General features: G+C 71.1%; 20 protein-coding genes. 14 read left to right on the top strand and 6 right to left on the bottom strand.

Annotated features, from left to right (window positions below; genetic code table 11):
* Positions 1–19 precede the first annotated feature (19 nt).
* Positions 20–319 (top strand): M48 family metalloprotease, encoded by a 300-nt coding sequence (locus AB0L91_RS20335; RefSeq protein ID WP_365012020.1) that lies wholly within the window; start codon positions 20–22, stop codon positions 317–319.
* A gap of 286 nt (positions 320–605) precedes the next feature.
* On the top strand, positions 606–2597 hold the full coding sequence (gene ligA / locus AB0L91_RS20330) for an NAD-dependent DNA ligase LigA (protein ID WP_365012019.1): 1992 nt from the start codon (positions 606–608) through the stop codon (positions 2595–2597).
* 50 nt (positions 2598–2647) lie between these two features.
* Here the strand turns inward: ligA and rph are convergent, their stop codons facing one another.
* From rph to AB0L91_RS20310, 4 genes are all read right to left on the bottom strand, one after another.
* A complete protein-coding gene (gene rph, locus AB0L91_RS20325) occupies positions 2648–5278 on the bottom strand; it encodes a rifamycin-inactivating phosphotransferase (protein WP_365012018.1) in 2631 nt (876 codons plus the stop codon).
* A gap of 121 nt (positions 5279–5399) precedes the next feature.
* Positions 5400–5987, bottom strand: coding sequence for a GNAT family N-acetyltransferase (locus tag AB0L91_RS20320; RefSeq protein ID WP_365012016.1), 588 nt, complete (start codon positions 5985–5987; stop codon positions 5400–5402).
* 47 nt (positions 5988–6034) lie between these two features.
* Positions 6035–7045, bottom strand: coding sequence for a glutathione S-transferase C-terminal domain-containing protein (locus AB0L91_RS20315; protein WP_365012013.1), 1011 nt, complete (start codon positions 7043–7045; stop codon positions 6035–6037).
* Positions 7042–8340, bottom strand: coding sequence for an MFS transporter (locus tag AB0L91_RS20310; RefSeq protein WP_365012011.1), 1299 nt, complete (start codon positions 8338–8340; stop codon positions 7042–7044). The genes AB0L91_RS20315 and AB0L91_RS20310 overlap by 4 nt, the downstream gene beginning before the upstream one ends.
* A 134-nt stretch (positions 8341–8474) precedes the next feature.
* On the opposite strand from AB0L91_RS20310, the gene AB0L91_RS20305 reads away from it, so the two are divergent.
* Genes AB0L91_RS20305 through AB0L91_RS20295 form a run of 3 tightly spaced genes read left to right on the top strand, consistent with a single transcriptional unit; the run spans position 8475 to position 12564 of the window.
* Positions 8475–9698: an acyl-CoA dehydrogenase family protein gene (locus AB0L91_RS20305; RefSeq protein WP_365012010.1), complete on the top strand. Its 1224-nt coding sequence runs from the start codon at positions 8475–8477 to the stop codon at positions 9696–9698.
* A complete protein-coding gene (locus AB0L91_RS20300; RefSeq protein WP_365012008.1) occupies positions 9695–11134 on the top strand; it encodes an LLM class flavin-dependent oxidoreductase in 1440 nt (479 codons plus the stop codon). The genes AB0L91_RS20305 and AB0L91_RS20300 overlap by 4 nt, the downstream gene beginning before the upstream one ends.
* A gap of 44 nt (positions 11135–11178) precedes the next feature.
* On the top strand, positions 11179–12564 hold the full coding sequence (locus AB0L91_RS20295; RefSeq protein WP_365012007.1) for a styrene monooxygenase/indole monooxygenase family protein: 1386 nt from the start codon (positions 11179–11181) through the stop codon (positions 12562–12564).
* 50 nt (positions 12565–12614) lie between these two features.
* On the opposite strand, the gene AB0L91_RS20290 is transcribed toward AB0L91_RS20295, so the two are convergent.
* Positions 12615–13031, bottom strand: a complete 417-nt coding sequence (locus AB0L91_RS20290; protein ID WP_365012005.1) for a hypothetical protein — start codon at positions 13029–13031, stop codon at positions 12615–12617.
* Positions 13032–13208: 177 nt separating this feature from the next.
* Here AB0L91_RS20290 and AB0L91_RS20285 point away from each other — a divergent pair, with 177 nt between their 5' ends.
* From AB0L91_RS20285 to AB0L91_RS20275, 3 genes are all read left to right on the top strand, one after another.
* On the top strand, positions 13209–14234 hold the full coding sequence (locus AB0L91_RS20285) for a crotonase/enoyl-CoA hydratase family protein (protein ID WP_365012003.1): 1026 nt from the start codon (positions 13209–13211) through the stop codon (positions 14232–14234).
* A gap of 352 nt (positions 14235–14586) precedes the next feature.
* Complete coding sequence (locus tag AB0L91_RS20280; RefSeq protein ID WP_365012002.1) at positions 14587–15792, top strand: glycoside hydrolase family 76 protein; 1206 nt, start codon at positions 14587–14589, stop codon at positions 15790–15792.
* 42 nt (positions 15793–15834) lie between these two features.
* Entirely contained in the window at positions 15835–17499 is a 1665-nt protein-coding gene (locus AB0L91_RS20275; protein ID WP_365012000.1) for a bifunctional 3'-5' exonuclease/DNA polymerase, read from the top strand.
* 27 nt (positions 17500–17526) lie between these two features.
* Here AB0L91_RS20275 and AB0L91_RS20270 read toward each other — a convergent pair whose 3' ends face one another.
* Positions 17527–19029 (bottom strand): aldehyde dehydrogenase family protein, encoded by a 1503-nt coding sequence (locus tag AB0L91_RS20270; RefSeq protein WP_365011998.1) that lies wholly within the window; start codon positions 19027–19029, stop codon positions 17527–17529.
* A gap of 181 nt (positions 19030–19210) precedes the next feature.
* Here AB0L91_RS20270 and AB0L91_RS20265 point away from each other — a divergent pair, with 181 nt between their 5' ends.
* The 6 genes from AB0L91_RS20265 to AB0L91_RS20240 all read left to right on the top strand — a co-directional run bounded on the left by AB0L91_RS20265 (position 19211) and on the right by AB0L91_RS20240 (position 24574).
* Positions 19211–20146, top strand: a complete 936-nt coding sequence (locus AB0L91_RS20265; RefSeq protein ID WP_365011997.1) for a TauD/TfdA family dioxygenase — start codon at positions 19211–19213, stop codon at positions 20144–20146.
* Between the two features lie 140 nt (positions 20147–20286).
* Positions 20287–20931, top strand: a complete 645-nt coding sequence (locus AB0L91_RS20260; RefSeq protein WP_355272404.1) for an ABC transporter permease — start codon at positions 20287–20289, stop codon at positions 20929–20931.
* Positions 20928–22208: an ATP-binding cassette domain-containing protein gene (locus AB0L91_RS20255; RefSeq protein WP_365011995.1), complete on the top strand. Its 1281-nt coding sequence runs from the start codon at positions 20928–20930 to the stop codon at positions 22206–22208. The genes AB0L91_RS20260 and AB0L91_RS20255 overlap by 4 nt, the downstream gene beginning before the upstream one ends.
* Complete coding sequence (locus AB0L91_RS20250; protein ID WP_365011994.1) at positions 22205–22942, top strand: ABC transporter permease; 738 nt, start codon at positions 22205–22207, stop codon at positions 22940–22942. Before AB0L91_RS20255 ends, AB0L91_RS20250 begins: the two co-directional genes overlap by 4 nt.
* The gene (locus AB0L91_RS20245; protein WP_365011993.1) at positions 22939–23907 is read left to right on the top strand and encodes a glycine betaine ABC transporter substrate-binding protein; all 969 of its coding nucleotides are present in this window, start codon (positions 22939–22941) and stop codon (positions 23905–23907) included. The genes AB0L91_RS20250 and AB0L91_RS20245 overlap by 4 nt, the downstream gene beginning before the upstream one ends.
* A 58-nt stretch (positions 23908–23965) precedes the next feature.
* Complete coding sequence (locus AB0L91_RS20240) at positions 23966–24574, top strand: TetR/AcrR family transcriptional regulator (protein WP_365011991.1); 609 nt, start codon at positions 23966–23968, stop codon at positions 24572–24574.
* Positions 24575–24860: the final 286 nt, after the last annotated feature.

Genomic DNA, 24860 nt, shown 5'->3' with positions numbered 1-24860 from the left:
GATCTCGGCCGCGCTGCTGGTGGTCGCGGCGGTCGTGCTGACGCCGCGCATCGGCGTGCCGGCCGTCGTCGTCCTGATCGGCCTGCTCGTTCTGGAACCGCTGACGGCGGCGGCGCGCTCGCGGCGCGCGGAGTTCGCCGCCGACCGGATGGCGGTCGAGTTCGGGTACGGCCGCGATCTCCATGGCGCACTGCGGAAGTGGCTGCCGTACGAGACATCGCCGGAGTCGGCCTTGCTCGCGGCCAGGGCCCGCTGGCTGGGCACCCATCCGCCGACATCGGAACGGCTGCACGCGATTCGGCGGACCGCCGCGGCCTGATCGCGCCGACGGTCGGGGAAGAGGCGCACCCGCCGGAGGAACAGTCGGCGGGTGCGCCGGATCAGCGGCGGCCACGAAGCGATCCGCACCGCGAGGGCAGCTCGGGGTGCGGGTCCGCGGGGCGCGAGGTGCCGCCGCGGGTGTCGGGTTCGCTCGGTCGGCGTGGCCGGGCACCTGATCCGGCACCGATACTGCCGCCGCCCTCGTGAGGATTTCGTGAGCGGCCGGGCGGGTGGCGCACCCTCCTCGCCGGAGCTGTCGGTGGGCATCGGTAGCGTCGCGTGCTGTGGAAACAGGGGAACGTATCCAGGAACTCGCCGATCGCATCGTGGCGCTGCGCGACGCCTACTATCAGGGCTCGCCACTGGTCGCCGATGCCGAGTACGACACGATCGAGGACGAGTTGCGTGCGCTGATCACGGCGCACCCCGAACTCACGCCCGACCCGAACCCGCTCGACCAGGTCGGCGCGCCCGCGGTGCTGCACGCACCGGTCCGGCACGCGCGGCCCATGCTGTCGCTCGAGAAGGCCACGAAACCCGAGCAGGTCGAGGCGTTCTTCCAGCGTTTCCCCGGGCAGCCGGTGGTGGTGATGCCGAAACTGGACGGCCTGTCGCTGTCGCTGGTCTTCGAGGACGGGCGCCTGGTGCGGGCGGTGACGCGCGGCGACGGCACCACCGGTGACGACGTGACGATGCTGGTCCGCGCCCTGGTCGACGGCGTTCCCGAGCGGATCGAGCTCCCCGGGCGCGTGGAGGTGCGCGGCGAGGCGGTGATGCTGCGGTCGACCTTCGCCGCCTACAACGCCGCCCACCCGGACAAACCGCTGATCAACCCGCGCAATGCCGCGGCGGGCACGCTGCGGGCCAAGGACCCGGCCACGGTCGCCGAACGCCGCCTGCAGTTCTTCGGCTTCGACCTCGACACCGCCGACGGAGGCGCCGCCCACGATCTCGGCGCGGGGTTGCTGGCGCTGGGCGTGGAGGGTGCGCGGATGCGGGTGTGCGCCGACGCCAGTGCGGCGCAGGCCGCGATCACCGAGATCGAGCAGGGCCGCAACGACCTGGACTACGACATCGACGGCGCGGTGCTGCGCCTGGCCGACCGGGACGCCTACGCGGCGGCCGGAACCCGGTCGAACTCGCCGCGCGGTGCGCTCGCGTTCAAGTTCGCCGCCGAGGAGAAGACCACGCTGCTGGCCGACGTGGTCTGGGATGTCGGCAAGACCGGCAAGATCGTCCCGGTCGCCTGGCTGGAACCGGTGTTCGTCGGTGGCACCACCGTCACCAAGGCCACGCTGGCCAACCAGGAGGTGATCCGCGCCCGCGACATCAAGATCGGCGACACCGTGCTGGTGCGCCGCGCCGGTGACGTGATCCCGTTCGTGGCCGGCGTGCTCGACGCGGCGAAGCGCACCGGCGCGGAGCGCGAGATCGTGCCGCCCACCGTGTGTCCGTCGTGCGGGCAGCCGGTGACCGAACAGGGCAACAGCCGAGAGCTGTTCTGTACCAACGTCGCCTGTCCCGCCCAGACGGTGCGCAGGCTCATCCACTGGGCCTCGCGCGCGGCGGCCGATATCGACGCCATCGGTCAGGTGTGGATCGAACGCCTCGCCGAGGCGGGCATCCTGGAGCACCCGTCGGACTTCTACACCCTCACCCAGGAGCGCCTGCTCGAATTCGATCGGATCGGCGAGGTGTCGGCCGCGCGGATGATCGAATCCATCGACGCGAGCCGCCGGGTCGGCCTGCGCCGCGCGCTGATCGGGCTGGCCATCCCGATGGCCTCCGACGGCACCGCCGCCAGGTTGGCTCGGGCGGGATTCGGCTCGCTGGAGGAGGTCGCCGACGCGGGCGAGGAACGGCTCGTCGCGGTGGACGACATCGGCCCGAAGGTCGCCGCCTCGCTGACCGCGCACCTCACCCGGCTGCGCCCGGAGCTGGACCGGTTGCGGGCGGCCGGTGTCGACCTGGACGTGCGCGAGGAAGACCTCGCCCCGGTCGTCGCGGCAGGCGCGCCGCTGGCGGGCAAGACGGTCGTCATCACCGGCGCCATCAGCGACCCGCGGTCGGGGGAGAAGGTGGCCCGCCCGACCTTCCAGCGGCTGTGCGAGCAGGCGGGCGCGACCGCGGCCTCCTCGGTCTCGGCCAACACCGATCTGCTGATCACCGGCGCCGGTGTCGGTGACAGCAAGCTGGCCAAGGCGGAGAAGCTCGGCGTGGAGGTCGTCGACCAGGGCGAGATCTGGAACCTGCTGATCGACGCCAAGGTCGTCTAGACCGGACACTCGGCGGCCCGGAGGTGGGCCGCCGAGCGCCGGTGCCGGCGTCATTCGTCCGGTGTCAGGATCTCGACGAAGCCGTCGGCGCCGTGCACGCGGATGCGCTGCCCGTCGCGGATCAGCGTGGTGGCGTGCTCCACGCCGACGACGGCGGGCAGGCCGTATTCGCGGGCGATCACCGCGCCGTGGGTCATCAGCCCGCCGACCTCGGTCACCAGGCCACGGATCGCGACGAACAGCGGCGTCCAGCTGGGGTCGGTATAGGCCGTCACCAGGATGTCGCCCGGGTCGAGGTCGGCCTGCCCGATATCGGACACGACGCGCGCGCGGCCCTCGATCGTCCCGGCGGACACCGCCATCCCGGGTAGCGCGCCCGGCGGCAGGTCCGCGCGCCGATAGGCGCCGGTGAGCGCCTCGCCGTCGGAGGTGAGTACCCGGGGCGCGGTGAGCGACTGATACGAGCGGAACGCCTCCTTGCGCTGGTCGATGAGTTCGGCGTCGGCCTGCTGCGTGCGGACCACCTCGCCGAGCTCGTCGAACCGGAGGTAGTAGATGTCCTCGGGGTCGCGCAGCACGCCGTCGCGCACGAGCCGGTCGGCTTCGCGCAGCAGTGCCTGCTTGTAGACGAAGTAGCGGCTCACCATGCCGTATTTCGGATACTCCCGATACCCGGAGTACGTGCGGAGGCGGTCGATCATCGCCGCGGTCTCCGCGGCTTTCGCGGCACCGTCGGGCAGGGCGCGCACGCGCGCGAGAAGTCGGTGCTCGGCCTGCTCGGCGTCGCGCAGGCCGTCGTCGAAGCGCTGCTTGCCCGCGCCGGGCCCGAAATTCTTGATATTGCCCAGGATCGTGGGCACGAGCGTGGTGGGGCTTTCGCTCCAGCGAGGCCGGGTGATGTCGATCTCGCCGACACAGCGCATGCCGTACCGGTCGAGGAACCCCTCGAGCGCGGCCCGGGCCGCGGCCCCACCGGAGCGTGCGCCCAGCTGATCGAGGAAGTCGTCGCGCTCCGCACCCGTCTGCTCCACCTCGCGCAGGTAGGCCACGACCTCCGGGTGCGGCCGGATCGCATCGGCGACGTCCAGCAGGGCCAGCCCCATCTCCGAGGTCACATTGCCCGGAACCGACTGCAGTAGTACGTCGGCGGCGTTCTTCTCGCCGAGCCAATCCGACAGCCGGTCGTTGAGCCACTCGGTGGACTCCATCGCGGACATGATGGCCTGCAGGCTGCGCGGCGCGAACACCGTCCGCTGCAACTCCTGGATATCGGCCAGGAGGAAGTCGATCAGCGCCGGGCCGGAGTAGGCCGGGATCTCGCGCCGCAGCGTGGTGATGGAGCCGTCGATGTCGGCGACCAGTGCGGCGACGAGGGCGGGATCGGCCTCGATCGGCGCGCGAGCCGCGCCCGGTGCGGGGACACCGGCGGGCGCGCGGACCGCGGTGTCCTCGTTTGCCGGGCGCAGGAAGTCATCGCGCTCGACCACGGTCCGCAGCGCGTCGCCGATCAGCGGATCGGACTTGCCGAGCCCGTCGATGAGACCGGTGCGGATCGCCGGTGACGCCAGCATCTCGGTGACGTCGACGAACAGCCGACCACCCGCGTCCCGCATCGGCGCGCGACTCGTCAACTGCCACAGCGAGATTCCCAGCGGCTTCATCGCGTCGGTCATCATCTGCTGGTGGCCCACCGACACGTAGACGCGGTTCTCCGCGTCGGCGGCCACCGGAACGGGGAACAGCGTGGTGATCGGCCTGCTCTGCACGATCCGCGGGTCCGGACCGTCCAGGCACCATTCGATGTCCTGCGGACTGCCGAAATGCGCTTCGATCCGGCGGCCGAGCCGGGCCAGCCGCAGTACCTCGGCCTCCGACAGCACGGGGTCGGTGCGGTGCTCCTCGGGAATCTCGCGCACCCGGGTGCCGCCCTCCGGCGCCGGCTCGACAGCGAGTTTCTTGGTGGCGATTGTCCGCTCGGTGACGGCGTCGTCGCGGACCCGGTAGATGTCGGCGTTGACGAGACCGGAGACGAGCGCTTCGCCGAGACCGAATCCGGCATCGATGGAGACCACGGTCCGGTCGGAGGTGACGGGGTCGGCCGTGACCAGAATGCCCGAGGCGCGCGGGAACACCATCCGCTGCACGACCACTGCCATCCGCACCGGCTGCTCGCCGAGGTCGTTGCGCAGTCGGTAGGTGACGGCCCGTTCGGTGAACAGCGAACCCCAGCACCGGCTGACATGCGCGAGGATCGCCGCGGGTCCGACGACGTTCAGGAACGTGTCCTGCTGACCCGCGAACGACGCGGTCGGCAGGTCCTCGGCCGTCGCACTGGACCGGACCGCGTAGGCGCCGTCGACCCCGAGCCGGGCGTGCGCGCCGAGGATCTCGGCCGCGATGTGCTCGGGCACGACCAGGTCTTCGAGCGCGCGGCGAACACGGGCGCTGACGGCGGCGATACCCGCCCGGTCGTCGGCCGCGAGCCGCGATACCTCCTCGAACAGACCCTCGATCGAAGGTGCGCCCGTCACCGCCTCGGCGAAGGCCTCGGTCGTGACGCAGAAGCCCGCGGGCACGTCGACTCCGTCGATCCGGGCCAGCTCACCGAGGTTCGCCCCCTTGCCACCGACGATCGCGACCCGGGTGCGATCGATCTCCCCGAAATCCAGTACATAGGCCATCCCCGCTACTCCTCACCTGGTGGTTTCGGTATTTCGCGAGCGATTATGGACCACGATTGCGCGCCTCATGAGGACCCGGATTCGTGTATACAGTAGAAGGGGGAGACAAGCAGTCGATCGTTCAGCGGGCTCCCGGGCGATCGGTGCGCAGCCGGGCATGCAGGTGCATGTCGTGATAGCCGTCGCGGTGGCGCCCAGCCCCGCGCAGCGTTCCTTCCAGGACGAATCCGCATTTGGCCGCCACCCGGCACGACGGCGCGTTGTGCACCGAATGCGTGAGCTGGATGCGGTCGAACCCGATGTCCTCGAACGCCCACCGGGTGAGGATGTGGGCGGCGCGGGGCGCTATCTCGTGACCGCGCCAGGCGGGCAGCGTCCAGTACGCGAGTTCGGTGTGGCCTTCGCCGAGGTCGCTGCGGCGCAAGCCGATCCGCCCCGCCACCTCGTCGTCGACGGTGACGGCCCACTGCCCGTTACCGGCCGACCACGCCGTGCGCCACCGCTCGATCCACCGGCGCACCTGGCCGACGGATTCGGCGGTGCGAACATGCCAGCGGCTGATCGCCGCGTCCTGGAACGCCCGGTACACGATGGGCGCATCGGCCTCGGCCCACGGCCGCAGGGCCAGGCCGTCGACGCCGGAGAGATGCGGTTGCGGTGTCGCGGCGAATCGATCGGGATCCACCACGGGCGGCAGCAGTTCGGGCATACCCCCCAGTGTCCACGCGCCCCGGCGTCGATGTGGGACAGTCGATCTCAGGTAATCGGCGGAACCTGCTCGGCGGGCAGGGGCGGCGGCGGTGGGGTGCCGTCGCCGAACGGGCGACCGCCCAGTTCCTCGCGGTGGTGCGGCGTCAGCCAGTTCGACAACTCCGGTCCCGCCGGGATGATGCCGGTGGGGTTGATGTCGCGATGGACGACGTAGTAGTGCTCCTTGATCTGACCGAAATCGATCGTGTCGCCGAAGCCGGGGGTCTGGAACAGATCGCGCGCGTAGGCCCACAGCACCGGCATCTCGGTGAGTTTGCTCCGGTTGCATTTGAAATGGCCGTGATAGACGGGATCGAAGCGGGCGAGTGTGGTGAACAGGCGCACGTCGGCCTCGGTGATGGTGTCGCCTACCAGGTACCGCTGGGTGCTCAGCCGCTCGGTGAGCCGATCGAGGGCGTCGAACAGGCGTGTGTAGGCGGCGTCGTAGGCGTCCTGGGCGCCGGCGAATCCGCAGCGGTAGACGCCGTTGTTGACGTTGCGGAAGACGTCGAGGTTGATCTCGTCGATCTCGTCCCGCAGCGGCTCCGGATACAGCTGTGGGGCGCCCTGGCGGTGGAAGGCGGTCCACTCGGTGGAGAAGTCGAGGGTGATCTGGGCGTAGTCGTTGGTGGCCACCTGCCCGGTCGGGATGTCGACCACCGCGGGCACGGTGATCCCGCGCGGATAGTCGGGGAACCGGGCCAGATACGCGTCGCGCAGCCGGTGGATGCCCAGGACCGGATCGAACCCGCCCGGGTCCAGATCGAAGGTCCAGCTGAGCTTGTCGTGCGTCGGCCCGCACAGGCCCAGCGAGAGCACCGGCTCGAGGCCGAGCAATCGGCGCACGATCAGCGTCCGGTTCGCCCAGGGGCAGGCCCTGGCCGCCACGAGCCGGTAGCGCCCCGGTTCGACGGGGTAACCGTCGCGACCGTCGGCGGTGATCCGCGTCGTGATGTAGTTCGTATCGCGACGGAATTCGCCCGGCTCGACGTAGGTACCCGCATCGGCATCGCTCACCGGCCCAGTCTGGCAGACTCCTCGGCCGCCGGTTCCGGGACCGGACGCGGGGTCGCGTCGGTGTCCGCGAGCGCCCGGCGCACGCCGACGGGCCCGAGACCGCGCGACAGCCCGAGAATCAGTGCGGCACAACCGAGTCCGGACAGGACCAGGCTCGTCGCGAACAGGGCGGGATAGCCGGCGAGGTCGCCGATCGCCCCGGCCGCCAGCCCCGCTATCCCTTGGACGACGACGATGGCGCAGGCGAGCAAGGTGTAGTCGCTGCCCGCGTGGTCGGTGTCGGCGGCGTCCATCATCAACGCGAACACCGCGACGGTGGCGGCGCCGCCGAAGACGTGCTCGGCCAGGCTCGCGGTGACGAGCAGTTCGAATCCGCCGACGCCGAGGGCCGCGAACAGATACAGCGCGATGCTCGCGGTCTGGGTGACCCCGCCGATCAACAGCGCGTGCCCGCGGCCGAAGCGGTAGGCGAGCCAGCCGCCGATGGCCGCGCCCGCCAGGGCACCCGCCGAGGAGAGCACCCCCTTGATCAGCGCGATCTGGCCGAGATCGAGCCCGGCGTCGGACAGGAACGGGCCGGTCAGTGCCGACGCCATCGAATCACCGAACTTGAACGCGCCGATCAGCGCGATGAACGCGAGGACGCCCGGCCTGCGCAGCCGGGTCCACCAGGTGCCGAGCAGGCGGGCCGGATGCGGGCGCGGCGAGCGGTCGGCGACCGGTTCGCGCAGCAGCCACACCGGCACCGTGGTCGCCACGATCAGCACCGCCATGGCGAGGAACAGCGCCCGCCACCCGGCCAGGGCGAACAACCACAGCAGCGCCCCGCCGCCGACGATCATGCCGACGCGGTACGCGCCGACCTGGATGCCGTTGCCCAGTCCACGCTGGCGCGGACCGAGTAGACGCACGGCGAGCCCGTCGGTGGCCACGTCCTGGGTCGCCGACAGCAGATTCACCACCACGATGCCGACGAACAGCCACCGCAGCGACGACGACAGGTCCAGGCACGCCAGCAGCATCGCCACCGCGGCCGCGGACAGCTGCAATACCAGCAGCCACGTCCGCCGGGTGCCGTACCGGTCGACGTAGGGCGCCCACAGGAACTTCAGCGCCCAGGGCAGGAACAGCACACCCGACGCGCTGATCGCCACCAGCGAATAGCCCGATTCGCGCAGCACCACCGGCAGGGCCTGGGTGAAGAAGCCGAACGGCAGCCCCTGCGCGAAGTACAGCGCGGACAGCAGAACCAGCGTGCCGGTCGTGAAGACACCCGGTCGGGTGGCGGTGCTCATGCCGACATCGTCGCAGAGACCCCGCCGGGGCACAGGCCCCCGGCTCGGCCTGATCGCAACGCGGCCCGGCCCGCTTTGCGATCCCGCTGCGCGCAACCCGTGAGCGCGCGGGCCCGCGGCGTCATGGTGGGGGAATGACTTCCACAGAGACGAAACGCGTGGCCGATTCCGAACTGGACGACGTCTTCCGTCCCCTCTTCGACCGTATCGCCGAGGGCGCTGTCGCCCGCGAGACCGACCGTGCACTGGCGCATGCCGAGATCGCCGCCCTGCGCGCGGCCCGCTTCGGAGCGCTGCGGGTGCCGGTGGAGTTCGGTGGCTACGGCGCGAGCGTGCGCCAGCTGTTCCGGCTGCTCATCGACCTCGCCGCCGCCGAATCGAACCTGCCGCAGGCCCTGCGCGTGCACTTCTCCTTCGTCGAGGACCAGTTGCTGGCGGACGCCGGCCCGGCGCGGGAGCGGTGGCTGCGGGCGGTCACCGAGGGCACCCTGGTCGGCAACGCCATCACCGAACCCGGTGTCGGCGCCGTCGACCGGTACCGCACCCGGCTCACCCGCGACGGCGAGCACTGGCGGCTCGACGGCACCAAGTACTACAGCACCGGTTCGCTCTACGCCGACCACATTCTCGTCGCCGCCGACCGTGACGGTGAACGGGTCGGCGTGCTGGTCGGCGCGCAGGCCGACGGGGTGCGTCAGCACGACGACTGGGACGGCTTCGGGCAGCGGCTCACCGCCAGTGGCACCACCGAATTCACCGCGGTGCAGGTCACCGAGGACCAGATCCTCGGCCCCGGCTACGGCGTGTCCGGACCCACCTACGCGACCGCCTACCTGCAGCTGGTCCAGCTCGCGGTGCTCGCGGGGATCGCCCAGCGCGCGGAAAGCGATGTGCGCGAGTGGGTCTCGCGACGCACGCGCGGCTACACCCATTCCGCCGCCGACCTGCCCCGGCACGATCCGCTGGTGCAGCAGGTGATCGGCCGCCTGTCGGCGGCCGCGTTCTCCGCCCGCGCGAACGTGCTCGCGGTCGCCGAGCTGCTCGACGAGGTCCTCGCCGCCGGGGCGAAGGCCGAGGCCGCGCTCGTCACGGTCGAACTCGCCGCGGCGCGAGCCCAGCTCGCGGTGATCGACACCGTGCTGCCCGCCACGAGCCTGCTGTTCGAGGTGGGTGGCGCGTCGATCGTGTCCGAGGGGCTGCGCCTGGACCGGCACTGGCGCAACGCGCGCACCATCTCCGTGCACAACCCCGCCATCCAGAAGGCCAGGGCGGTGGGCGATCACCTGCTCAACGGCACCGACCTGCCCTTCGGCTGGAGCGCGGGCGAGCGGGTCGCGGCCGACGGGCAGACGCGATGACCCGCCGGATCCGGTTCAACGCCTTCGACATGAACTGTGTGGCCCATCAGTCGCCCGGCCTGTGGCGCCACCCCGACGACCAGTCGCACCGCTACAAGGAGCTGAGCTACTGGACCGAGCTCGCCCAGCTGCTCGAACGCGGCCGCTTCGACGGCATCTTCATCGCCGACGTGCTCGGCGTCTACGACGTCTACGGCGGCAACGACCTCGCCGCGCTGCGCGAGGGCGCCCAGGTGCCGGTGGCCGATCCGCTGCTGCTGGTGACGGCGATGGCCGCGGTCACCGAGCATCTCGGCTTCGGCATCACCACCGGCACCGGCTTCGAACATCCCTTCCCGTTCGCCCGGCGGCTGTCCACGCTGGACCACCTCACCGGCGGCCGGATCGGCTGGAACGTGGTGACCGGCTATCTGCCCTCGGCCGCCCGCAATCTCGGCGCCGACGACCAGCTCGACCACGACGACCGCTACGACCAGGCCGACGAGTATCTCGAGGTCCTCTACAAGCTCTGGGAGGGTTCCTGGGAAGACGACGCGGTGGTGCGCGACGTCGACCGCGGCGTCTACGTGGACCCGGCGAAGGTGCACCACATCGGCCATCGCGGACGGCATTTCACCGTGCCCGGCATCCATCTGTCCGAGCCGTCACCGCAGCGCACCCCGGTGATCTACCAGGCGGGCGCGTCCCCGCGCGGGGTGCGCTTCGCCGCGGAGAACGCCGAGGCCGTGTTCGTGGCCGCACCGTCGAAACGGGTACTCGCTCAGACGGTGTCGCGGGTCAGGGACGCGCTCGAGGCGGCGGGCCGTGACCGCTACGCGGCCCGGATCTACGCGCTGGCCACCATCGTCACCGATGCCACCGACGAGGCCGCCCACGCCAAGCACGCGGAGTACCTGTCCTACACGAGTGTGGAAGGCGGGCTGGTGTTCATGTCCGGCTGGATGGGGATCGACCTGTCGCGCTACGACCTCGACGACCCCATCGGCGACGTGCGGAGCAACGCCATCCAGTCGGCGGTCGCCGCGTTCCAGGAGTTCGATGACGACGGCCGCGCGTGGACCGTGCGCGACATCGGCCGCTGGGCGGGTATCGGCGGCATGGGCCCGGTGTTCGTCGGGTCGGGGGAGACCGTGGCCGATCAGCTCCAGGACTGGGTGGCCGAGACCGACCTCGACGGGTTCAACCTGGCCTACGCGATCACCCCCGGCACGTTCGAGGACATCGTGCGGCACGTGGTCCCGGTACTGACCGCCCGCGGCGCCTACGCCACCGAGTACGCGCCCGGCACCCTGCGGCAGGCGCTGTTCGGTGCGGGCGACCGGCTCCCGGACGACCACCGTGGCGCGAGTTACCGCGTGGGTGGCCGGAACTCGACCGTCCTGCCCGACGCGGAGTCGCGACCGGGCCCGGTCGCCGCGGCCATCGATTCCCGCTGATCGCAACCCTGCTGCGGCGGAAGGGAATCGAGAACCATGTCGATATGACATCGCAGAATCCCGCTTCTCGTTCCACGCGTTCGGCCGCGATCGTCGGCGCCGGACAGACCGGCGTCTCCGCGGCGCTAGGTCTGCTCGACGCCGGCTTCGAGGTCACGCTCTACAGCGACCGCGACCAACCGGCCCTCCGCGACGACGTCCCCGCCACCGGCACCGCCCTGGAATTCGGGGTGACCCAGCAGGCCGAACTGGCCCTCGGCCTGGACACCTACACCGCCAGGGCGCCCAGGCACACCGGGCTCAGCGTCCGGATCGCCGACCCCGCCCGCGCCGAGCTGATCGCCTTCGACGGCGTGTTCGACGGCTACGTCGGGGTCGCGGTCGACACCAGGCTCAAAGCCGACGAGCGGCTCACCGCGTTCCGCGAACGCGGTGGGCGCTTCGTCGTCGAGCAGGTCACCCCGGAATCCCTCGACGGTATCGCCGCCCGGCACGACCTGACCCTCGTCGCGACCGGCCGCGGAGGCCTGTCCGACCTGTTCCCCGTCGACGCCGAGCGCACCGTCTACGACGCGCCCCAGCGTTCGCTGCTCACGGTCACCGTCACCGGGCTCGGCCACGATCCCGGCGTGTTCGCCCATCGCAGTCCGGCGGGCGGCGGGCACAGCGGGTTCTCCATCTTCGCCGATCAGGGCGAGGGCTGGTGGGGGCCCTACCTGCACAAGGACGCCGGCCCGAGCTGGGCGTTCCTGGGTTGGGCCCGGCCTGGCAGCGACTGGGCGGCGCGGTTCGGGGCGGCCGATTCGGCGGCGTCGGCGCACCGGATCGTCACCGAGCTGTACCGCGACTACATCGACTGGGACCTGCCCGAGGTCCTGGCCACCCGGGTGATCGAGGACGACCCGCACTCGTGGCTGAAGGGCGCTGTGCGACCGGTGGTCCGGGCCGGTGTCGGCCGGACCGCGAGCGGTCATCCGGTGGCCTCGCTGGGCGACACCTCCGTCGCCTACGACCCGATCGCCGGGCAGGGCGCGCAGAGCGGACTGATCCAGGCGCAACGCCTGGTCGCCGCGGCCGCCGTGCACGACGGCGCCTTCGACGAGGCCTGGATCGCCGCCCGCTACGCCGAGTTCCTCGCCGCGCGCAGCGATGCCGCCGCCAAGGTGACCCGGTTGTTCCTCAGCGACCCGGACTTCGCCGACATCGGCGGCCAGTTCTTCGCCGCCGCGGCGGTGGAGCCCCGGTTCGCGAGCGCGCTGGTCGGCCTGCTGCACCAGCCGCAGCCGTTCCTCGGGATCGACACCGCCGAGCAGGCGGGCGCCTACATCGAGGAGATCACCGGGGTGCCCGCGGCCGAGGTGCTCGCCCGGTTCCAGCCCGCGGGCAGATTCGCCCGGTCCGAGTACGCGGGTGCGCTCACCCGCGCCTGAGCGTCACCTCGATTCCGCCGCGGCTGGTCACCACCCCCGGTCGCGGCGGATCACGGTGCGGTGCGCTGGAATTCGAAGGTGCCCGGCTTGTGCGGCGCGTCGGTGGTGAGCGTGCCGGTGATCCGCCCCGGCCCGGGATCGAACGAGATCTGGGTGCCGCCGGTCCCGTAGACCTGCTGCCGCACCGTACCGGTGGCGCCGGTGTCGAGATTGCGCCAGTTCACCGCGACCTCCACCGCGCACGGGCCGATCCCGTGCAGCGCGCTGACCAGGCCGAAATACGGGGTGTCCGGTCCGAAGACCGTCGCGAAATGGACGTGCCCGACACACATGCCGCCGCTGGTGAGGGTGATCGCGTCGTCGAGCAGGCCGCGGTCGGCCGCGGCGACGGGCGCGAGCGCGCCCAGCGGTGCCGCGACGACAGCCGCCGCGATCAGGGCCCGGATGGTCGTACCGCCGAGGTGCATGACATGCCTCTTCGTGTCGGTTGGCTGGGGAACCCGCCCGCGGTCACGGACGGCCACGCCGTTCGACCTTAGCGCGGCTGCGGCGGGAGACGACGAGGCGAAATCGGCGGGCCGTGGCCTGGCCTGCCGATAGCATCGGCCTCGCCGTCACGTTCCGTGTACCCAGGAGGCAGCCACATGTCGGACTACGAATCGCATGCGGGACAGCGGCCCGCGGCGTGGTACGAGAACTGGACCGAAGGGCCCGAGTCCCCGTGGCGCGACCGGCCCGACCCGAGTGCCGAGCGGGAATACCGGACGCTGACCTACGAGCGGGACGGGCGCATCGCCCGGATCACCTTCGATCGGCCCGAGAAGGGCAACGCCATCACCCCGGACACACCGGTGGATCTCGCGCACGCGGTCGAGCGGGCCGATCTCGATCCGCGCGTGCACGTCATCCTGGTCTCGGGTCGCGGCAAGGGTTTCTGCGGCGGCTACGACCTGGACCTGTTCGCCGAGCGGGGTTTCGCGAGCGCGGGCGGTTCCGACGAGGTCACCGGCACCGCGGTCGACCCGATCGCGCAGGCGGTCAACCACAATCCCTGGGGCACCTGGGATCCGATGCTCGACTACGCCATGATGAGCCGGTTCAATCGCGGCTTCGCCAGCCTGCTGCACGCGAACAAACCGACCGTCGCCAAACTGCACGGCTTCGCGGTGGCGGGCGGGACCGACATCGCCCTCTACAGCGACCAGATCATCTGCGCCGACGACACCAAGATCGGCTATCCGCCCACCCGGGTCTGGGGCATCCCGGCGGCGGGCATGTGGGCACACCGCCTCGGCGACCAGCGCGCCAAACGCCTGCTCTTCACCGGCGACTGCCTGACCGGCAAGCAGGCCGCCGAGTGGGGTCTGGCGGTGGAGTCCTGGCCCGCCGACGAACTCGACGCGCGCACCGAGGCGCTGGTGGAGCGGATCGCGCGGATGCCGGTCAATCAGCTCATGATGGCCAAACTGGCGCTCAACTCGAGCCTGCTGGCCCAGGGTGTCGCCACGTCCGGCATGGTCAGCACCGTCTTCGACGGCATCTCCCGGCACACCCGCGAGGGCTACGCCTTCCAACTCCGTTCGGCCACTGTCGGATTCCGGGAGGCCGTGCGCGAACGCGACGAACCGTTCGGCGACCACAAACGTGGTCCGGCGGGAGATCAGGACTGAGCCGGTGCCGCCTGGTCCACGACCATCTGCACCGCGGCCCTGGGTGCCGACGGCGAGATAAAATTGGCACACGGTCGAGTGCGGGAATTCGCCGAGGCCGTGGTGATCCTGGACGACGGCACCGAACTTCCCGCCGACCTCGTCGGCTGTGAACGGCTGGGCCGCCGATCTCGTCGGCCGCGCCGACCGCCCCGCCCGGACCGCCCGGCCGACACCCGCCGGACAGCCTCCGGCTCCGCCGAACGTTCTCGCGGTACACCGGAACAGTTCAAGTTCCGGCCACCGCGGACCGACGCCCCGGCGGTACGGTTCCCGGCTCGGGCGTCGTCGTGCGGAAGGAGAGTCCGAGCGGATGGTTCGCCGGAGCGAGGGGATCAGCCGACGCGGTGCGCTGATCGCGGCGGGTGCCGCGATCGGTATCGGGGTGCTGGGGCAACCACCGCGAGCGGGCACGATCCGGCGCCCGCCCGCCGCCGACGCGCTGACCTCCGGGCAGCGGGCGGAGCTGGCGGAACGGGCGATCGTCTCCCGGCACGTGCGCGCGCTGTGGGGCCTACCGCAGCGGAGTCTGGGCGCGCTGGTCTGGCCCGCGTCGCCGGTGGAACAGTCGTTCGGGCGCTGGTGCTACTGGTGGCAGGCCCACCTGGTGGACTGCGCGGTCGACGCCGCCCACCGCGACCCCACGCCCGCCCGCACAGACCGGGTCGCTGCGCTCGCGCTCGGCATCCGCACCCGCAACATCACCGGCTGGACCAACCGGTACTACGACGACATGGCGTGGCTGGCGCTGGCGCTCGAACGCGCCGATCGGCTGCTGGGGATCCGGTTCGGTGACGCGATCGGTGACCTGCGGTCGGACCTGCTCGACGGCTGGAACGCGCAGGTCGGCGCGGTGCCGTGGCGGTCGGGCGACCCCTACTTCAACACCCCGGCGGTGGGGCCGACCGGGATCGCGCTGGCCCGGCTCGGCGATCTCGGCCGGGCACGGCAACTCGCCGAGTTCCTGCACACCCGCCTGCGCGACCAAGCCACCGGACTGACCCTCGACGGCGTCCACGAACCCGACGGACAGGTGAACCGGACCATCCACACCTACTGCCAGGGCGTGGCGATCGGGCTGGAGACCGAACTGGCGGTGCGCACCGGTGACGTCGTCCACCGGGACCGCGCGGCGGCGCTCGTCGCGGCGACGGCGACCGCGCTGACGAACGGGGGCGTGATCATCGCGGCCACCGCGAACGATTCCGGACTGTTCATGGGCATCCTCGCTCGGTATCTGGCCGAAACCGCGCTGGCGCTGGGCGATGCCACCGCCGCGGCCATCGTGCGCGCGTCGGCGCGGGCCGCGTGGGAGCATCGCGCCGAGGTCGACGGGCTGCCGCTGTTCGGTATGGACTGGACCCGCCCGATCGCCGCGCCGGAGTATCCGAGCTCGCTGCTCCATCTCGCCGGCGCCGACGCGGCGTCGGCGGCGAACCTGAGTCGCGATCTGTCGGTGCAGCTGAGCGGGTGGATGCTGCTCGAGGCGGATCACCAGCTCACGGCCGCGGGACGGTGAGCGCGGCCGTGGTGTGTCGGACCCCGATGCCACACTCGGCGGGTGCGATGGGCGGTGGCGGAGACGGGTGACGGTGGCGCTCGGCTGTGCCCGCTGGACCCCGACGGCAGGCCCGCGGGACCGATCCTCGACGAACCGTCGCTGGCCGAGGCCGTCCGCGCGCGTCCCGAGGTCGAGCGGTGGGTGTGGCGATCGACCGCCGAGATCTATCGGACCCTGCTGGCCGCCGGGGTGCGGGTCGAGCGCTGCTACGACGTCGAGGCTGCCGAGGCGCTGCTGATCGGACACGAGGAAGGTCAGTCCGGCCAGGCCAGATCGCTGGCGGCCGCCTGGGCGCGCCTGCACGGACTGGCTGTCCCGCCGGACGCTCCCGTGCGCGCCGCGGAGACCCAGCCCTCCCTGTTCGACTCGGGCCCGGTGCCGCTGCCGCCGGGCACCGACGAATTCACCGCGCTGGTGGCGGTCTACGAGCGGCAGGTCGCCCGGACCGCGCGGACCGAACACCCGGAACGGATGCGACTGCTCCTGGCCGCCGAGTCGGCGGGCATGCTCGTCGCGGCCGAGATGGCCCGGTCCGGGATCCCGTGGCGCGCCGACATCCACCGCGCGCTGCTGGACACCATGCTGGGCGAACGCTTCCCGGGCGCGCTGGAACCGCGCCGGATGGCGGAGCTGGCCGACGAGGTGTCGCGGGCCTTCGGCGGCGGGGTGCGGGTGCGGCCCGATCTGCCCAACGACATCGTCAAGGCCTTCTCCCGGGCCGGAATCATGGTGTCCTCCACCCGGAAATGGGAACTGCAGCAGATCGATCACCCCGCGGTCGCGCCGCTGCTGGCCTACAAATCCCTGTACCGCGTGCACACCGCGCACGGCTGGTCCTGGCTCGAACAGTGGGTGCACGGCGGCCGCTTCCGGCCCGAATATCTGCCCGGCGGGACGGTGTCGGGCCGCTGGACGACCAATGGTGGTGGCGCCCTGCAGATTCCGAAGGTGATCCGGCAGGCGATCCGCGCCGACCCCGGCTGGTCGCTGGTCGTGGCCGACGCCGCGCAGATGGAACCGCGGATCCTGGCCGCGATCTCGCGCGACCCGGCCCTGATGGAGGTGACCGGTCGCGGTGAGGACCTCTACGCCGACCTGGCGACCCGGGGCTTCGGGGGCGACCGCGCGCAGGCCAAACTCGCACTGCTCGGCGCCATCTACGGGCAGACCTCGGGCGATGCCCTCACCCATCTGGCGGGCCTGCGCAGGCAGTATCCCGCCGCAGTGGCCTATGTCGACGACGCGGCGCACGCGGGGGAGGAGGGTCGGCTGGTGCGCACCTGGCTGGGCCGCACCTGCCCGCCGGTGACGGCGACGTCCCCGGATCTCGCCGAGGAGAACGGCGCGGTCTTCACCGGCACGCCGGCGGCGCGAGCGCGTGGCCGGTTCACCAGGAACTTCGTGGTCCAGGGCAGCGCCGCCGACTGGGCGCTGCTCGTCCTTGCGGCGATCCGCCAGGCGATCGCGAGCGCGGGACTGCGCGCCGAGATGGTCTTCTTCCAGCACGACGAGGTGATCGTGCACTGCCCGGAGGAGGAGGCCGCGACGATCGTCGACGTGATCGCCACCGCCGCCGACACCGCGGGCCGGCTCGCCTTCGGGCCCACCCCCGTGCGGTTCCCGTTCACCACCGCGGTGGTGCAGTGCTACGGCGACGCGAAGTGAGCTGTCGCCGAGTCGTTCCGGGTCCGGCTACCCGGTGCTGAACCAGCCGCCGACGGAAGGGGCGGTGTTGTGCCAGAGGTGCTTGGTCTCCTGGTATTCGGCCAGTCCCGTCGGCCCGAGTTCGCGGCCGATGCCGGAGCGGCCGAACCCGCCCCATTCGGCGGCGGGCATGTAGACACCGAAGTCGTTGAGCCACACCGTGCCGTGCCGCAGGGCGCGCACCACCCGTTCGCCGCGCGCCGGGTCGGCGGTGCGGACACCGGCGGCCAGGCCGTAGGCGGTGTCGTTACCCAGCGCGACGGCCTGGGCCTCGGTGGTGAAGCGTTCCACCGTGAGGATCGGGCCGAAGGTCTCCTCCTGGACGATGCGCATCGAGCGGTCGCAGTCGTCGAAGATGGTGGGCAGGTAGTAGCTGCCCACCGCCAGCGCGGGGTCGTCGGGGCGACGGCCACCCGCGACCAGCCGCGCACCCTCCGAAAGGCCCAGCGCGACATACGCTTCCACCTTCGCGCGATGGTCGGGGGAGACCAGCGGGCCGGTCTGCGAGGCCGGGTCCCGGCCCGGACCCACCCGGATCGCGGCCGCGCGGCGCGCGAGCTCGGCCACGAACTCGTCGGCGATCGAGGCGTGCACGATGAGCCGGGTGCCCGCCGAGCACACCTGCCCGGAATGCAGGAAGGCGCCGGTGAGCACCGCGTCGACGGCGCTGTCGGGGTCGGCGTCGGCGAAGACGAGATGCGGGTTCTTGCCGCCGAGTTCGAGGGCGACGCGGGTGACGTGCCGGGCCGCCCGGCTCGCGATCTCCGCCCCGGTGCTCGCGCCGCCGGTGAACGAGATCAGGTCGACGTCGGGGCTGTCGGTGAGCGCCGCCCCCACCACCTCGCCGCTGCCCGGCACGAGATTCACCACGCCGGCGGGCACCACGGCCCGGTCGATCAACCGCACCAGCGCGATCGTCGACAGCGGCGTGACCTCACTGGGCTTGACCACCACGGTGCACCCGGCCGCCAGCGCGGGCGCGATCTTCCACGACATCTGCAGCAGCGGATAGTTCCACGGCGCGATGAGCGCGCACACCCCGACCGGTTCGTGTACGACGCGGCTGATCACCGCCGGGTTCCCGGTGTCGACGAGCCGGTCGGTGTCGATGGTGACCAGGTGCGCGTAGTAGCGGAACACCGCGATCACATCGTCGATGTCGAGGTGGCTCTCGCGCAGGGTCTTGCCGGTGTCGGCCGTCTCGATCCGGGCCAGGTCGTCACGGTGGGCGTCGAGCAGCTCGGCGATCCGGAGCAGCAGGGCCGACCGTTCGGCCTTCGGTGTCGCGGGCCAGTCACCGGTCGCGAAGGCGGCGCGCGCGGCCGCGATCGCCGCCGACACGTCGGCGGGGCCCGCCTCGTCGACGATGGTGAGAACACCACCGTCGGCCGGATCGTGGACGGCTCTGGTGCCGCCGTCGACCGGCCGCACCCAGCGCCCGTCCAGGTAGAGCCCTGGGGAGCGCAGGAGCGGCTCGTCGGTGAGGACCATCGGGGAATCTGCCTCTCGCTCGAGCCGGGTGTGCGCCGACCAACGTACGCGACGCCGCGCAGTAGCAGGTCCACGGCGTCGGACGCGGGTTCCGCTCGCCGTGAGTCCAATCCTGTTCCCGCCGTGGCGCGGATGGTTTCGTAGGACCGGATCGTCCCGGTTCGAGCGAGAGGCCCCCCGTATGTCCGTCGATGACGCCACTGTCCCCGCGACCGGTGTGCGGGTGGTCAAGCTCGGCGCGCACCTCGGTGCGCGGATCGAGGGCGTGCGGCTCGGCGGCGAGCTCGACGCGCGGACCGTCGGCACGGTGCGGGCCGCGCTGCACGAGCACAAGGTGATCTTCTTCCGCGATCAGCACCACCTCACCGAGGACGGGCAGTACGAGTTCGCGCAACTGCTCGGCACCCCGACCACCCCGCACCCCACCGTCACCTCGGCGGGGGCGAAGAGCCTGGCCATCGACTCGCACCAGACCCGCTCCAATGTCTGGCACACCGATGTCACCTTCGTCGACCGGGTGCCCAGCGCCTCGATCCTGCGCGCCGTCGCACTGCCCAGCTATGGCGGCTCGACCACCTGGGCCTCGACCGTCGCCGCCTACGACGCGCTGCCGGCACCGCTGAAACTGCTGGCCGAGAACCTGCGCGCCCGGCACACCAACCGCTACGACTACGCCGCCGACATCGAGGACCGGCCCGACGACAAGGACCGCGCCTACCGCGGCGAGTTCGAGTCGACCTACTTCGAGACCGAGCATCCCGTCGTCGAGGTGCACCCCGAGACCGGCGAACGCGCCCTGCTGCTCGGCTGCTTCGTGAAGGAGATCGTCGGGCTGTCGAGCTCGGAACCACGGGCGCTGTTCCGGCTGTTCCAGGATCGGGTGACCCGGCTCGAGCACACCACCCGCTGGGACTGGTCGCTGGGTGACGTCGCCATCTGGGACAACCGCGCCACCCAGCACTACGCCGTCGACGACTACGACGGCCGCGAGCACCGCAGGCTGACCCGCATCACCCTGGCCGGCGCGGTCCCGGTGGGCGTCGACGGCACGCCGAGCACGGTGATCGCGGGCGACGCCGCCGGCTACGCGAGTGCCCAGCACCGGCGCGCGGCGTAGGAATCGACCGGCATCGCAACACCTCCAGAACTTCGGGTCCCCGGCCGAACGCACGTCATGGATTACCCTTCGACGACACGTACGTCCGGTGATCACGCGCGCACAGGTCCTGACCGGCCCGGCTCGACGATGGGATTCCCGTGAACTTGTGGAACTATGTGCGGGGTCGGGGGGAGTTGCTGACCTTCCTGACCTACCAGCACGCCTCGCTGGCTTTCCAGACCGTGTTGGTCGGTACCCTCGTCGCCGTCCTCGTCGCGGTGGCCGTCTACCGCCTGCCGCTGGCCTCGGCGCTGACCCTCACCTCCAGTCGGGTCGCGCTGACCATTCCCTCGCTGGCCCTGCTGGCGCTGTTGCTGGTGCCGTTCGGGCTCGGCGTGGTGCCGTCGTTCATCATGCTGGCCTTCTTCGCGGCGCTGCCGGTGATCGGCAACGCCATCGTGGGGCTGCGGTCGGTGCCGCCCTCGGTGATCGAATCCGCGCGCGGTATCGGATTGTCGCGATGGCGGATCCTGCTGACGGTCGAGTTCCCGATCGCGTGGCCGGTGATCCTCACCGGGATCCGCGTGTCCACCCAGATGATCGTCGGCGTGGCGGCCATCGTCGCCTATGTGCTCGGCCCCGGACTGGGCTCGCTGATCTTCAACGGCCTGTCCCGCCTCGGCGGCGCCAACGCCCTCGAGATGGCGCTGACCGGCACCATCCTCATCGTCGCGATCGCGTTGGTGTTCGACGCGCTGCTCGTCCTGCTCGGACGGCTCACGATTGCCGAAGGACTGACATGACCGAAGTGACCAGCCAGCCCGCCCCGGCAACGCCGGAGCGCACCGTGACCGGGGCGTCGATCACGCTCGACGGTGTCGTCAAGCGGTACAAGGGGCAGGAGGTGCCGGCGGTGCGGCGGCTCGATCTGGAGATCGACGCCGGCGACATCGTCGCGTTCGTCGGGCCTTCGGGCTGCGGCAAGACCACCACGCTGAAGATGATCAACCGGCTGATCGAGCCGTCCGAGGGCCGGATCTTCATCGGCGGTCGCGACGTCACCAGGGAGGACCCCGACAAGCTGCGCCAGTCGATCGGCTATGTGATCCAGTCCGGCGGCCTGTTCCCGCACTGGACGGTGGCCAAGAACATCGGCGCCATTCCGCGGGTGCTCGGCTGGGACAACAAGCGCATCGCCGAGCGCACCGAGTACCTGCTGGATCTGGTCGGTCTCGATCCCGCCACCTTCGCCGACCGGCTGCCCAAGGACATGTCCGGCGGCCAGCAGCAGCGCGTCGGTGTGGCCCGCGCGCTCGCTGCCGACCCGCCGGTGCTGCTGATGGACGAACCGTTCGGCGCGGTCGATCCGATCACCCGGGTTCGCCTGCAGGACAGCCTGATCGCGATCCAGCACGAACTCGGCAAGACCATCGTGATCGTCACCCACGACTTCGAGGAAGCCACCAAGCTCGGCGACAAGGTGCTCATCCTGTCCGAGGGCGGGCACATCGAGCAGTACGCGCGCCCGGAGGAGATCCTCACCGATCCCGCGACACCGTTCGTGGAGGAATTCGTCGGATCCGGCGCGAAACTGGCGTATCTGACGGTCTCGCGGGTGCGCGATGTCGCCTACGACCCGGTGACCACGGCGCGCATCGGCGAACCGGCACAGGCGGTGATCCAGCGGGCCAGGGCGGCCGGGCACACCTGGGTCGTGGTCGTCGACGCGGCGGGCAGGCCGCGCTCGTGGCCCTCGCTCACCGAAGTCGCCAGCAAGCCCGAGGTCTCCGACTATCTGGACCGCAGGCTGCCGGTGGTCGCGCAGTCCTCCACGCTCAACGACGCGCTCGACGCGATGCTGGCCGCCAGTCAGGGCGCCACCCTCGTCACCGACGGGCGCGGCGCGGTCGTCGGCTCGCTGAGCATCGGGTCGGTGACCGAGGTGATCCAGACGAAGCTGGCCGAGAATCACGCCACCGAGCCCGCGTCCTCGTACGAGACCTATGTCGACGGGTCCGACCCGACGCCGACCCCGGTCGTCGCCGCCGACGACGGCACCGCACCGGCCGAACCGTCATGAGCAGGCTGCGTCGCGTGCCGATCGACGTGTGGTTCGAGCCGATCATCATCGTGGTGGTCGGCCTGGGCTACCTGCTCTGGTACCGGTCGACGACCTTCACCGCGACCGAGCAGGCCTCCCTCGGCTGGGACAACCTGCAGACCACCATCGCCGAACACATCCGGCTGACGGTGGTCGCCACACTGATCGTGGTGCTGGTGGCGATTCCGCTCGGCATCGCGCTGACCAGGCCCGCGCTGAAGCGATTCGAGCCGATCGCGGTCAATATCGCCAATATCGGGCAGGCCGCGCCCGCGGTGGGCCTGCTGGTGCTGTTCACGTTCTGGCTCGGCACCGGATTCCGCACCGCGATCGTGGGTTTGGTCGTGTACGCGGTGCTGCCGATCCTGCAGAACACGATCGTCGGACTGCGGCAGGTGGATCAGCGCACCATCGAAGCGGCGCGCGGCATCGGCTTCTCCGCCACGCGCACGCTGGTGCAGGTCGAGCTGCCGCTGGCGGTGCCGGTGATCCTCAACGGGGTGCGCACGGCGCTGGTCATCCTGGTCGGCACCGCGACACTGAGCACGTTCATCGGCGCGACCAGCCTGGGCACCCTGATCACCACCGGCGTCACGCTGTTCCTGCCCAAGCTGCTGATCTCCGGTGCCGTCCTGGTCGGGCTGCTGGCGTTGATCATCGACTGGCTCGGCCGACTCGTCGAACTGGCCGCGACCCCGCGAGGTGTCTCATGAGACGACGGCTGGTTCCGGTGCTCGTGGCCGGTCTGACCCTGCTCACCGGATGCGGACTGGTGAGCTCGTCGGGCACCTTCCACGACGCGAGCCTGCCCGGCGGCGACCGCCCGCTCGACGGCGCGGACATCGTGGTGACGTCGAAGAGCTTCACCGAGGGTGTGCTGCTCGGCAAGATCACCGCGACCTATCTGGCCGCGGCGGGCGCCTCGGTCACCGACCTGACCGGCGCGCCGGGCTCGGCCTCCTCCCGCCAAGCTCAGCTCAACGGTGACGCGGACGTGCTCTGGGAGTACACCGGCACCGGGTGGGTGAACTACCACAACGAGACCGAGACGATCGCCGACCCGCAGGAACTGTGGCAGCGCGTCCACGACGTCGAGAAGCGCGACTACGACCTGGAATGGCTCCCACCGGCCAACTTCAACGACACCTACGCCTTCGCCGCGTCCGCGCCGACCGCCCAGCGGCTGGGCGTGCGGTCGCTGACCGAGGCCGCCGCCCTGCCGGTGGCCGAGCGCACCTTCTGTGTCGACGACGAATTCTTCAGCCGCTCCGACGGTTTCCTGCCGATGCTGGAGAAATACGGCATCCCGTACAACGATCCGAACGGCGTGCCCTCGGGCAATGTCACCCGGATGGACGCCGGTGTCGTCTACACCGCGACCGCCAAGAGCCAGCCCTGCAATTTCGGCATGGTCTACACGACCGACGGCCGCGTCAAGAACCTGAACCTGACCGTCCTCGACGACGACAAGAAGTTCTTCCTGCCCTACAGCGGCACGGCCGTGGTCCGCGGTGTGGTCATCGAGCAGCACCCCGAACTCCGGCCCCTGCTCGGCACCATCTCCGAGCGGCTGACCGACGAACTGATGCAGGACCTCAACGGCCGCGTCGACATCGACGGCGAGGACCCGGCCGATGTCGCCTACGACTGGTTGAAGAGCGAGCGTCTGATCGAGTAACGGGTCACCGGTTACGAGACGCTTGATATCGAAACTAACAGTTTCGTATGCTGCCCTCATGGTGACGGTGAAACGCGGGGATGTCCGTGCGCGCGAGCGGCGGATCGACGAGTCGATCGCGGAGTCGATGCGCGAGATCCTCGACGAGTCCGGATACGCGGGTCTGGCCGTCGACGCGGTCGCGGCGCGGGCCGGGGTGAGCGTGGCGGCGATCCACCGGCGCTTCGTCACCCGTCAGGAGATGGCCTTCGCGGCCTTGCTGCATGCCCTGCGCGAGAATCCGCCCGCCGACACCGGCTCGCTCCGGGGCGATCTGGGAGCCCTCGCCGACGGCCTCGGCGTCCGGCTGCGGCGATCGGGTGGCGAGGCCGTGGCGGGTCTGCTGGCCGATATCCGCAGCGACTGCACGCTGAGCGCCCGGTTCGCGTCGACCTGTCCGGCGACGGAGCGCGCGGTGGTCGCCACCCTGCTCGACCGCGCGATCCGCCGTGGCGAGCTGCGCTGCCGCCCCGATCCTGCGATCACCAGGTCGCTGCTCCTCGCGCCGCTGTTCGCGTGGCTGAGCGTGCTCGACGAGGCCCCGCCGTACGCAACCGAACTCGCGTGCATAGTGGCACTCGCTGCCTCGGAAGCCTTGGTCGCCAACGACCGCCTGTCGACCCGGTGAGCCGCCGTCGACGCTTTCTCGGCCGAGTGCGGGGCGGCGCTGCTTCCCGGGCGTTCCGGCGCACCCGCGACCTGGATGCGGCACCGACGCGCACCGAGATGCTGTGCCTCATCGCCCTCGCCCAGGTCGTCTGCGCACCGCTCGCCACGATGAACTTCGGTCCGGCGGACGGGGTCGTCTGTCCCGCATCGGCATCCGAGGTGACGAGACCGATGTCCGGGTTCGCGCCGCGACCGCTCGAGGCGTCCGAGGCGAGGCGGCCGATCGGCCGGTCGCGCTGTCCGGC

Origin of the sequence: Nocardia sp. NPDC051833, assembly GCF_040681225.1 — a bacterium.
Classification (GTDB): Bacteria; Actinomycetota; Actinomycetes; order Mycobacteriales; family Mycobacteriaceae; genus Nocardia.
The sequence above is the reverse complement of the archived record's forward strand: the minus strand, read 5'-3'. Positions and strand labels throughout refer to the sequence as shown.

Coding starts and splice junctions, on each gene's coding strand:
- rph (WP_365012018.1), bottom strand. CDS start 5,278: ATGGCCTATGTACTGGATTTCGGGGAGATCGATCGCACCCGGGTCGCG.
- AB0L91_RS20320 (WP_365012016.1), bottom strand. CDS start 5,987: ATGCCCGAACTGCTGCCGCCCGTGGTGGATCCCGATCGATTCGCCGCG.
- AB0L91_RS20310 (WP_365012011.1), bottom strand. CDS start 8,340: ATGAGCACCGCCACCCGACCGGGTGTCTTCACGACCGGCACGCTGGTT.
- AB0L91_RS20305 (WP_365012010.1), top strand. CDS start 8,475: ATGACTTCCACAGAGACGAAACGCGTGGCCGATTCCGAACTGGACGAC.
- AB0L91_RS20300 (WP_365012008.1), top strand. CDS start 9,695: ATGACCCGCCGGATCCGGTTCAACGCCTTCGACATGAACTGTGTGGCC.
- AB0L91_RS20295 (WP_365012007.1), top strand. CDS start 11,179: ATGACATCGCAGAATCCCGCTTCTCGTTCCACGCGTTCGGCCGCGATC.
- AB0L91_RS20290 (WP_365012005.1), bottom strand. CDS start 13,031: ATGCACCTCGGCGGTACGACCATCCGGGCCCTGATCGCGGCGGCTGTC.
- AB0L91_RS20285 (WP_365012003.1), top strand. CDS start 13,209: ATGTCGGACTACGAATCGCATGCGGGACAGCGGCCCGCGGCGTGGTAC.
- AB0L91_RS20280 (WP_365012002.1), top strand. CDS start 14,587: ATGGTTCGCCGGAGCGAGGGGATCAGCCGACGCGGTGCGCTGATCGCG.
- AB0L91_RS20270 (WP_365011998.1), bottom strand. CDS start 19,029: ATGGTCCTCACCGACGAGCCGCTCCTGCGCTCCCCAGGGCTCTACCTG.
- AB0L91_RS20265 (WP_365011997.1), top strand. CDS start 19,211: ATGTCCGTCGATGACGCCACTGTCCCCGCGACCGGTGTGCGGGTGGTC.
- AB0L91_RS20255 (WP_365011995.1), top strand. CDS start 20,928: ATGACCGAAGTGACCAGCCAGCCCGCCCCGGCAACGCCGGAGCGCACC.
- AB0L91_RS20250 (WP_365011994.1), top strand. CDS start 22,205: ATGAGCAGGCTGCGTCGCGTGCCGATCGACGTGTGGTTCGAGCCGATC.
- AB0L91_RS20245 (WP_365011993.1), top strand. CDS start 22,939: ATGAGACGACGGCTGGTTCCGGTGCTCGTGGCCGGTCTGACCCTGCTC.
- AB0L91_RS20240 (WP_365011991.1), top strand. CDS start 23,966: ATGGTGACGGTGAAACGCGGGGATGTCCGTGCGCGCGAGCGGCGGATC.